The sequence below is a fragment of the Gimesia panareensis genome (genome assembly GCF_007748155.1).
GTDB lineage: Bacteria > Planctomycetota > Planctomycetia > Planctomycetales > Planctomycetaceae > Gimesia > Gimesia panareensis.
The window spans coordinates 4,157,497-4,165,778 of sequence record NZ_CP037421.1 but is presented as its reverse complement, the minus strand read 5'-3'; the positions used below and the strand labels follow the sequence as shown (position 1 = coordinate 4,165,778).

Here is an 8,282-nt window from a genome sequence, read left to right as displayed (position 1 = left end):
TTTGAACAACATCCGGCAAGCTCGGTAATCGGTATCGCAATCCGTCGTGGTGACGCACAACTTCGCCTTCAGGAACTCTGGCAAGCTGAAGCGGCTGTAAAACAGCAGGAAACACTCAACGCACAAATTACAAATAATATTGCTCGACAACAGGCAGAACACCAACTCAATATGCAATATCTGATTCAATTCGGTGTTCGCGCTGATGAACGGTCACAGTTTCAGCACTTACTGGAACAGATTACCGAACATGGAGGGCTCTCACTCCGAGAAGCAGCGAACCTGACACACGTAGCCATTCAACGGAACGGATCAGTGGATTCATCCGCCTCATCACTGGTCACTTCCGGTTTGACATGATAGTCCTGATCGGTCAACTGAATCAGAGTCCCCTGTAGGAGTTGTTGACGGTACAGTTCGATTTCCTGATCTGCTTCAGTAGCTGAGATGAAAAAATCTGATTCAAAATTCTTTTCGATGAGCGTATCGACGGCATCCCGCAGCTGAGGAGAGTCGTATAGAGGCAAATAATCGACGTTCACGAAATGGACTTGGGGGTCACCGGCGAACATGCCAAACGCTTCCCCCGTCTGCAATCTGCGAATATCTTTGCCCCATTGCAGAGACTGCTCTTCAAAACTTTCGTAGGTGATATTGCTGATCTCCTCGAACGTATCATGGATCGGTACATTCGACTCACTGCGTCCGGAGGAGTTCCCTGTACTGTCAGCGTGCGTATGACCTTTTGAAGTAGAAGAGTTCCTGCCATCTTTTTTAGATTTTGTCGGGCGATATGTTTCTGGTGGAATTGATTCGCCGCTGGACTGACTGTAACCGGTTGAATTTTGTTCCATATTGGAAGTAGATCTGGTACTGGTGCTCGATTCCGTTTCGAGCCATTCTTTGCGGTAACCGAGAATCAACTGTTTTTTGCTCTTGAGTATGTCTTTGATTTTTCTGGATTCATACGTCAGTTTGGTCAGTTCATCCGCAATGATGTCGGCATCCCGGGCATTGTTGGCAAACATCAGCCGGCTACGGGCTTGCCAGATCATCTGCGTCAAATCCACGTCTTCCCGATCCAGTTGTGCAAAGGATTGATGGGCCAGAATCAACCTCAGTCCCATTTGCCTGACAGTAGGAAGGGCATCCTCAATATCAACGGAGACATACTTTTGGAACTCATCCATCACAACATAAGTCGGATCAACGGCCTGTTTTCCTGCATTCGTTGAAAGTCGACTGGCAGTCTCCACGATTTCATTGAGCGCCAAAGCACCAATCGTATCAGCAACGAATCCAGGAAGCCTTCCGTATTTTCCCAGGTTGAGAATGACAATCCTGCGTTCTTTAATAAAACGCTCGCAATCAAAGAGGCTTCGTGTACAGCCAAACATACGACGCAGGTTGGTGGATTCAAAAAACGGGTCCAGTCGATTGCGTGTCGATTCCAGAATCCGCACCGCTTCACTGCCGCGTGCTCCCAGAATATCATTCCAATGAAAGCGGATATCACCAGGGATCCGGTTCAGAATGGCTTCATGCTCCGGTGATCCAGGATGCAACAGATGTTTGCACATCGCAATTGGTAGTCCCATCATCGCTGCCGCACAAAAGGCCTTGTATGTCCACTGCAATAAACGGGGTTGCTGAGAAACATCCTGAGCCGCCCAGGCCCGCAGCACAATGTCGACCGAACGCATTGTTTGATAATAGCGATTTGCTTCAGAGGTGTGAGAAAGCGGATTAAACGGCATGATGACGTCTTCCCGCGCTGGCTCGATGTAAACCAGGCGATCCCGCACATGCTGAGGACAAAGTCGTTCATTGGCCATCCAACCGAGTAAATCCCGGGACAAATTGCCCATGGGATCAATTAGAAAGAGAGCACACATCTCTGATCGTGGCTGCATCAAAATCGGCCGTAATAATGTCTGAATGGCGGTCGACTTTCCTGAACCGGTAGCTCCGATTAAGTGAAAATGCGTACGAAACTGATCCGGTTCAATATTGATCTGAGAATCAGTCAACCGGTCTATTCCCAGTTGAATTGGAATCATGACAATCTCCTGGTCATTGTTAGTTAGTGATTACGTGATAAAAATGCCCGAATCAATGCTTCCTCCTGTGCACTGAGCGAAGCTTGAATTGTCTGGAGAGTGATTGCATCGTATTCCAGATTTTCAATCTCGATTCTCTGTTCTCGAAAATAGAGAGCAATTTCCTGCAACGAGTTGAAATTAGCCTGGCTACCTGATTCTTTGCCGAGTGACTGAGCAATCATCTCCTTGAGTAATTCACCCCTTTTCTCCACCATTTCTGCGGAATACTGATCGGAGAGATATTCATGAAAATAAGATTCTAATCGTTCTGGCTTGAGCTTATCTCGCAATTCCAGGGCATGTTGGTCGTATAGTAATTGACACTGAAGGCGTACTTCTTCCCGTCGACGTTGCTGATCTTCTTGATATTTTTTTCTACGTTCTGCTTCTTGCTGCTGTTGTTCTTGTTCGGGCTTTCTCCGTTTTAATTCAGCTTCTCTCTCTTTTTGACTTCGCTTCCGTTCTTGTTCCAGTTTCTTTTCTTGTAGACGCTCACGGCGTTTTCTCAGGAAAGATCTCAAGCGTTCTACACCAGCCCCAATTGTTTGTTCATAAAGCGAAAAGAGTATGGGAAGCAAGATCCAGCAAAGCCCCAGTGCCATGCCAGCGACTACCAAGGCCGTGGTCACCGTCCCACTAAACTGATAGGGGTCAATCGCATCGCCAGTAAGAATTTCTACGCCAATCATCAATACAAACTGGAAAGAAGCTATCCGTTTACTCCAGAGGTCAGCTTTTGAATTCGACTTCACGCACAGCTGTCCGACATAAAGAAAAATCAGTGCCGGAAACAACAAACTGAAGAAGTCGGTATCACTGAATAATGAGTCCATCTTGATCGCCTTCGATGAAAGATTCCCAAGCGTAAAAAATGCTGCCGATATCTGATTCAAATATTGGCAGCATTTCTGTTTCAAAAGGTCATTTTGAAATCGAATCCTTCGTTTTCTTTTGGAATCTCATTTTATGATTCACAGGCCATCCAATCAGGTTTTTCACATCGTCACTGGTATAGTAAATTTCCAGCTCACCTGAGCGTGTCACTTTTGCGTGAAATACAACAGTATAATCGACCTTATACTTACCGGATTTCTTTCCCATATTTTCAAAGAGGTCGGTCAGCCGTACAAATTCACAATAGATGAGTTTTTCATCTCCCTTCTGCTCAACAGAATAGAGTCCGGTGAGCCGTCTAATTCCGAAATAGGGTTTTCCGGACGAATCTTTTCCAGCTCTGGAAAACATAAACGAAACGGTTTTCAACCTTGAATACTGTCCAAATAACTGCATATTCAGTTGCAGATACTGATTATTACTTTTGTGAAACCAGTCCCCTGGCTCTATTTGATCAAGTCCTTGAAAATTCCCCAGAGCAACAGCAATGATGATGGCATACATGGTATCTTCCTTTCGTGGTTCTAATTCTTAATGGAACGTCTGAAACTGGTTATGAAGTTTTGGATGGTTTATTCACTGAGATGCAGCTTGCAACCGGTGGGGAGAGAATTGAGTAGTCCAGTTGATTTCAGAAGTTCCTCGACAAGAACATCTCTCATCACAACGGTATCACCCAATCCGATAAATCCGGTGGAATAGACCGTTTTAATATCCCCAACACCGGAAAGCTTTTGTAGAAAACCATAGGGTTCGTGACGGACGATGGTGGGTTCCCCTTGAGAATCAACAAAAAAACCTTCTACCACTGAAAGGGTGATTCGATTTTGGGGGACGGTCCGCCCATCCAAAGGAATGAAAATGTCAGCCCCCTTTTTCTCATAGCGAGTATCAAGCGACCATGTAATACCGCTGAGTCTTTTCTTACCGGAATATTGTCTGGTAAAACCAAGACGCAAAACCAAGTTCTCATCATCGTCCGGATCCCCCAGAAACTGATAGTAGCCCTTCCAGGATTGATAGGTGGTTCGGTTTGTGTTTCCATCATTCTCAGTTGCTTTGAGAATCCAGGCTTTTCCTTCATCCCATTTCTCTCCTGGCTTTAACGAGAGAATTGTAGAAACTGTTGAAATGTAGTTCGAAGGCTGAGAAGCTCCGTAGCGTGTTGTACGACGGCGTGTAGAATGATCATTATCTGCAAGGGTTGATCTGTTGTAATCGGTATGGGTGATCTTGTAGGAGCAAGCCCACTCTCGATCGATCAAGGATCGGGCGTTGTAGATCAGATCACTTTCTGCAAAAGCGATCAGTGACTGCGATGCGAATAGAAATGTGGCTGTGGTAAGCAATAAACGTGTCATGGTATTTCTCCTGGTTTGATTTGCTGTTGTAAATGGGCTCTATTGTAAGTTGAATGCTTTCAGTCGAACCGGGGTATAATCCTTCCCTTTTCAGAAAGAAAACTTGCTCAAATCACTAAGCGTGAAGTCGGATTGAATCTCTGGTTACAGCTTTCGTTTCTTCAGTGACGGACAACTGAAAGGAATCTACTACGCTTGAGCAGTTCACAGTCAGCGAAATGAGTTCTGGCGAAATCGGCAGTAATCAGTATCAACGGCATTGTTCTCTCCTCTCATCTGGTACAAAATGTTCATCATGGAGCCTTAGGTTCATTTCCAAGGTCTCCCCCTATTTGACCAATTGGAGGAACAGTTTTTTTGAGGACAGTAAAACATGGCTTTTCACAAATTTTCTGAAATAGTTTCTGGATGTTGATCAATGGACTCCACATCCACATTTCAACTAGTCATGAAACGCTTGGGAACAGGAGACGAGCAGGCTGCCGATGAGATTTTCAAACGGTTTACAGGCAGATTACTGCTCTTGGCACGCTCCCGCCTCAATGCGAGGTTGCAACAGAAAGTAGATCCGGAAGATATTCTCCAGTCGGTTTATCAGAGTTTCTTTCGTCGAAATCAAAGTGATGATTTTGACTTGGAAAGTTGGGATGGGCTTTGGGCTTTGTTAGTCACAATCACAGTACGAAAATGTGCTAAACAGGCTCGGTACTTCCGAGGAAAGAAGCGAGACATTTCACGTGAAGACGCCATCGATCTACCAACAACTGAAAATCAGGCAACAGGTGGATGGGAGTTAGTTTCTCGTGAGCCCACTTCCGAGCAGGCAGTTTTACTGACAGAAATCGTTGATCACTTAATGCGCCCTTTTGATGAGCAGGGACAAACCATGATTTCCATGCGTCTTCAGGGATTTCGTGAGCGGGAAATCAGTCAGGAAGTCAACCGAAGCGAACGGACCGTACGCAGGATATTAAGCCGAGCCAGGATAGAACTCGTTGAATTACTGGAGTAGTACGTAATGTCTGATTCACAATCAGATTGGCAACAACTGGAAGCGATTGTCGCACAGTTTGAAGACTCACTCCACTCGAATGCCTCATCCCCAATCGAAGACTATTTACTTCAGGATGGAATTGATCGATCAGTTTTGCTCACCGAACTTGTTCATACAGAATTGGAACAGAGGCTGAAAGCAGACCAATCAGTTCGAGTAGAAGAGTATGTGGAACGATTTCCGGAACTGATTCAAGATCACGATTCGTACCAGGAACTGATTGTCGCAGAGTATATTCTGCGATTAAGAGTCAACTCCCATTTAGATATTTCCGAATATGAATCGCGATTTCCGCAATTGAGGAAATCATTGATTCCTCGATTACAACAGGCAGCCAAACAAGATCTGCCAAATCGCGGCAACCAGTCAGAGTCCTGGACCGAATCACAACTGGCAAATCAGACCACAATTCTTCCAGAGGGACACCAGTCGGCGCGTCGCAGATATGGACGGTATGTGGTTAAAGAAATTCTGGGAGAAGGTGCTTTCGGACAGGTTTTACGAGCTCATGATCCTAAGACAGAGCGCGATGTCGCCTTGAAAATCCCCAGACACAATTTGCAACCTGGTTCTGAAGAGGAAAAACGGTTCCTGCGCGAAGCAAAATCAATTGCAGCACTCAACCATCCCAATATTTGTCCCCTTTATGATTTTTTAGAAACCGATGATTGTGTCCTGCTGGTGATGCCCTATATAGACGGGAGATCATTGGCAGAAAGGATGAAACAAGAAAATCCAACTCTGGATCAATCGATAAAGCTGGTTAGACAACTGGCTTTAGCAATGGCTTCTGCTCATGATGCGGGGATCGTGCATCGTGATCTGAAACCCGCCAATATTCTGCTTGACAGAGAAGGAGACCAACCGGTTATTACTGATTTTGGTTTATCTTTGTTTCACCAGAGCGATGAGACCAAATTGACGCAGCAGGGACAACTTCTCGGGACGCCTGCCTATATGTCTCCCGAACAGGCTGGGGGCGAGACAGAAATAATCGGACCTGCTAGCGATATTTATTCACTGGGGATGATCCTGTACGAGCTTTGTACTGGTGAGCTACCTTTTACCGGGTCGGTGAATCAGGTGATCGGTCAAATTCTCTCTAAAAAACCGATGTCCCCTTCCTCACTCAATTCCAGCATTCGTCCAGAGCTGGAGCAAATTATCCTAAAAGCAATCGCCAAGAAACCGGAAGACCGATTTAGCTCGATGCAAGAGTTTGCGACTGCGCTGAAACAACTTAACACTGATGATACAGCTAAAGTTTTGCCTCATCTATCCATTTCGAGTAATTACAAGACTGCAATTGGAGTTGCTGTTCTAATTCTTGTGGCCATCTGGTGGTTCTCGCAGCTGAAGCCATCAGATAATCAGGTAACCGCTATTCCACAAAATCCCTCGACACAACCAGAAATCTCTAGCCCCTCACTCTGGGCAAACGTTGATCTCGTGAAAGAAGTTCAACTGCCTGTAGACACTGTTGTTGGAGACTGGTCCAAGACTCAGGAGGGATTGAGGGTGTCTCCGGGAGGATTTTCTCGCTTGTCGATTCCCGTTCAAACAGAATACGACTACCAACTAGAGCTCGAATTCACTCGCAAACTGGGGACTGGAGAAATCAACCTGATCTTCCCAGTTGGCAAAAAGAGCGGAATGCTATCAGTGGGGCGTGATCAATGGTGTGGATTGGCACTTCCTTACGGACATGAACTCGGGAATCATCTTCCAGGACATCTTCCAAATTTTCAGCGTCACCAATTACTGTTAAAAGTAGCCACAAACAATTCACGGGCTTTCATTTCGGCAGATCTAAATGGCTCCACAATAATGAGCTGGCGGGGCTCCCTTGAGTCGCTTTCCCTGCGCAGTGATTGGCAGGTCCAGCAGCATAGTTTTGGTTTGGGTGCCCATCAGGCAGAAGTGGTTTTTCACAGTCTATCACTCAATGTTGGCGAGAAGGGGAAATTTTCTCAAAACCGCTGGAAGTTTCACAGGACCGATCGCTATCTAGAGCCAAAAAACTTACTGGAAGAAATCGATCCCAGCCAGGATGCATTTAGAGGAAACTGGAAAACCGCTCAGGTTCCAGAGAAAGAACACGAGAATAAATTCAGACAAGAACTTTTTATCGAAGGTGGAAGCGATTTCTCAAGCTTGATTTTGCCGGTGGTTCCGACAGGCAGCTACCAATTGCAGGTTCAACTGACTCGCATCCAGGGTAATGGGGAAATCAACCTCATGCTCCCTGTAGGAGAAGTCTATTGCATGATCTCTCTCGGTAAAGATGGGAATCAATTTGGAATACAACACGTCAATGGAAGATATTGGGACATGCGCAAAACAGGGCTATTTGCAAATAGAGAAAAATTTACCATAGAAGTGGATGTGCAATTGGAACCCGATGATCAAGTGACCATTCATTTTCAAATCGATGAGAATGAAGTATTTCATTGGGAAGGAAAACAATCGGAATTATCCATAAGAGAGATGTGGCGAATCTATCCCAAAGCCCTTGGACTTGGCGTTGACCAAGATGCTGTCCGGTTCCATAAAATCTTGTTTCAGAGCAAATCGGGTGAAACGTATCTGATCGAGTATCAGTAAGTTCAGATAACTTAGTGAAAGCCTTCTTAACCCTCAGTGCTTACCGGTAAATTTCGTCGGGCAAAATATTGAATAGTCTCCCAATTTAGTAGATATCAGACTCCAGTTAAACCGCTATACCGGCTTCATGCTGTGTAAAGTAATTTGCTTTTCCGAATAACATTTCGCGCTATCTGACCCTCAATCGAGTTACTGTAACATCTCTTCTGTAAATTATCTGTGTGGCGGAGTGGTGCTTGTTATTTGAGCGTAGCGAAAATAACAAGC

At 45.4% G+C, this 8,282-nt stretch carries 7 protein-coding genes; 3 read left to right on the top strand and 4 right to left on the bottom strand.

What is annotated here, in order from left to right:
• The coding region (locus tag Enr10x_RS30310; protein ID WP_232093023.1) for a hypothetical protein at positions 1-360 on the top strand (360 nt) is incomplete at its 5' end.
• On the opposite strand, the gene Enr10x_RS15530 is transcribed toward Enr10x_RS30310, so the two are convergent.
• The 4 genes from Enr10x_RS15530 to Enr10x_RS15515 form a co-directional block, all read right to left on the bottom strand.
• Positions 300-2,060: an FtsK/SpoIIIE domain-containing protein gene (locus tag Enr10x_RS15530; RefSeq protein WP_145450592.1), complete on the bottom strand. Its 1,761-nt coding sequence runs from the start codon at positions 2,058-2,060 to the stop codon at positions 300-302. The genes Enr10x_RS30310 and Enr10x_RS15530 overlap by 61 nt on opposite strands.
• Positions 2,061-2,083: 23 nt before the next feature.
• On the bottom strand, positions 2,084-2,935 hold the full coding sequence (locus Enr10x_RS15525) for a hypothetical protein (protein ID WP_145450591.1): 852 nt from the start codon (positions 2,933-2,935) through the stop codon (positions 2,084-2,086).
• Positions 2,936-3,023: 88 nt separating this feature from the next.
• Positions 3,024-3,500: a hypothetical protein gene (locus tag Enr10x_RS15520; RefSeq protein WP_145450590.1), complete on the bottom strand. Its 477-nt coding sequence runs from the start codon at positions 3,498-3,500 to the stop codon at positions 3,024-3,026.
• A gap of 68 nt (positions 3,501-3,568) precedes the next feature.
• Positions 3,569-4,357, bottom strand: coding sequence for a hypothetical protein (locus tag Enr10x_RS15515; protein WP_145450589.1), 789 nt, complete (start codon positions 4,355-4,357; stop codon positions 3,569-3,571).
• A gap of 418 nt (positions 4,358-4,775) precedes the next feature.
• On the opposite strand from Enr10x_RS15515, the gene Enr10x_RS15510 reads away from it, so the two are divergent.
• Complete coding sequence (locus tag Enr10x_RS15510; protein WP_145450588.1) at positions 4,776-5,369, top strand: RNA polymerase sigma factor; 594 nt, start codon at positions 4,776-4,778, stop codon at positions 5,367-5,369.
• A gap of 6 nt (positions 5,370-5,375) precedes the next feature.
• Positions 5,376-8,015 carry a serine/threonine protein kinase gene (locus tag Enr10x_RS15505; protein WP_145450587.1) on the top strand — a complete coding sequence of 880 codons (2,640 nt, stop codon included), beginning with the start codon at positions 5,376-5,378 and terminating at the stop codon, positions 8,013-8,015.
• Positions 8,016-8,282: the final 267 nt, after the last annotated feature.